Source organism: Clostridium aquiflavi (assembly GCF_031344075.1).
Lineage (GTDB): Bacteria > Bacillota > Clostridia > Clostridiales > Clostridiaceae > Clostridium > Clostridium aquiflavi.
The window spans coordinates 1-2035 of sequence record NZ_JAVJAN010000092.1; the positions used below are offsets into that span (position 1 = coordinate 1).

At 30.2% G+C, this 2035-nt stretch carries 1 protein-coding gene and 1 riboswitch; the gene reads right to left on the reverse strand.

The window, feature by feature from the left end; genetic code table 11:
- Nucleotides 1-152: 152 nt before the first annotated feature.
- Entirely contained in the window at nt 153-1328 is a 1176-nt protein-coding gene (gene metK / locus RGC78_RS16050) for a methionine adenosyltransferase (RefSeq protein ID WP_252214394.1), read from the reverse strand.
- Nucleotides 1329-1625: 297 nt separating this feature from the next.
- Nucleotides 1626-1727, reverse strand: a riboswitch (SAM riboswitch).
- Nucleotides 1728-2035: the final 308 nt, after the last annotated feature.

The following is a 2035-nucleotide window of genomic DNA, read 5'->3' on the forward strand; positions in this document are numbered from 1 at the left end:
ACTCATAATACCTTTAAAACACATTATTTTAAAAGTTATCCACAAATTTTTTAATAATATAAATTCCTAAAGAATAAAAAAACTTATCTTACTATTAATACACTTAATAAGTAAGATAAGTCTTTATAAATTATATAAAATTCATTAGATTTCTAAATATATTTTTTTATTTCTTCTAATTTATTTAATCTTTCCCATGGTAAATCAAGATCAGTTCTTCCAAAATGTCCATAAGCAGCAGTTTGCTTAAATATAGGCTTTCTTAAATCTAAATCTCTTATTATAGCACCTGGTCTTAAATCAAATACTTTTTCTACTATTTCAACAATCTTATCTTCTGGCATTTTACCTGTTCCAAAAGTTTCAATTTCAATAGAAACTGGTTTTGCAACCCCTATAGCATAAGCTAATTGTATTTCTAATTTATCTGCAATACCTGCTGCAACTAAGTTCTTAGCCACCCATCTTGCTGCATAAGCTGCTGATCTATCAACCTTTGTTGAATCCTTGCCTGAGAATGCTCCACCACCGTGTCTTCCATATCCACCGTATGTATCAACTATTATTTTTCTTCCTGTTAATCCTGAATCCCCTTGAGGACCCCCTACAACGAATCTTCCAGTTGGATTTATAAAGTATCTAGTTTCTGAATCTAATAATTCAGCTGGAACTACTGAGTTTATTACATGTTCTTTTATATCTTTTTCTATTGTTTCTAATGATACTTCTTCACCATGTTGAGTAGATATAACTATTGTATCTATTCTCTTAGGCTTATTGTTTTCATATTCAACAGTAACTTGTGTTTTTCCATCTGGTCTTAAATAATCTAAAGTTCCATCTTTTCTTACTTCTGTAAGTCTTCTAGATAATTTATGAGCCATATAAATTGGTAGTGGCATGTATGCATCTGTTTCATTAGTAGCGAAACCAAACATCATACCTTGATCTCCAGCACCTACTGCTTCTACCTCATCTTTTTGACCTTTTTTAGATTCAAGAGCTTCATCAACTCCCATTGCTATATCTGCTGATTGTTCATCTATAGTAGTCATAACTGAACAAGTGTCACAATCAAATCCATATTTTGCTCTATCATATCCAATTTCTCTAACTGTTTCTCTAACAACTTTAGGAATATCAACATAACAATTAGTTGATATTTCTCCCATTACCATAACTAGTCCTGTAGTAGTACATGTTTCACATGCAACTCTCGCATTTGGATCCTTAGTTAAAATAGCATCTAAAATAGCATCTGAAATTTGATCGCACATTTTATCTGGATGCCCTTCTGTAACTGATTCTGATGTAAATAATCTTCTCATTGTTTTCTCCCTTCATTCTGCTCTTTATTATAATAAATTCTTAAACTTATATTTGATCTTGATATAAAAAATAACTAAGCGACTTTGAATCGTCCACTTCTTTACGCATCTTATTTCTATAATTCATGTAAGAAAAATCTAACAAGTGACTATAGTCTCTTTTTTTATTCTTTGGATGTACTCATTATGCCTATAAAATACAGTATTTTATAAGTTATCCACAGATTTTCAGACAATATAAATTTCTAAAGAATAAAAAAACCCTTCTATAAGAAGAGCACTAATTCAATAATCCTTTTCTTATCTTGTAGATACAATTTATCTACAGGAATTGGCACCTTGTATACACAGGTTGCCGGGTTTCATAGGGCCCTTTCCCTCCACCTCTCTCGATAAGAGTAACTTTAATTTAATTTTCATTCGTATTTTAACATATGGTATTTACTTAGTCAACCTATAATTTTTAGTAATTAATAAAACTATCTAATTAATAGTTTTTCCTATTTTCTATAAAATCTATATCTTTATAACCTTATTTTAAAATTAAATATGTACATAAACTATACTTACAATAACTTCTGACTATTAAATAATAAAAAAGAGAATAAACTATGTTTATTCTCTTTGGTGGAGGAAGATGGATTCGAACCATCGAAACGTAACGTAACAGATTTACAGTCTGCCCCCTTTGGCCACTCGGGAATTCC

Coding starts and splice junctions, on each gene's coding strand:
- metK (WP_252214394.1), bottom strand. CDS start 1,328: ATGAGAAGATTATTTACATCAGAATCAGTTACAGAAGGGCATCCAGAT.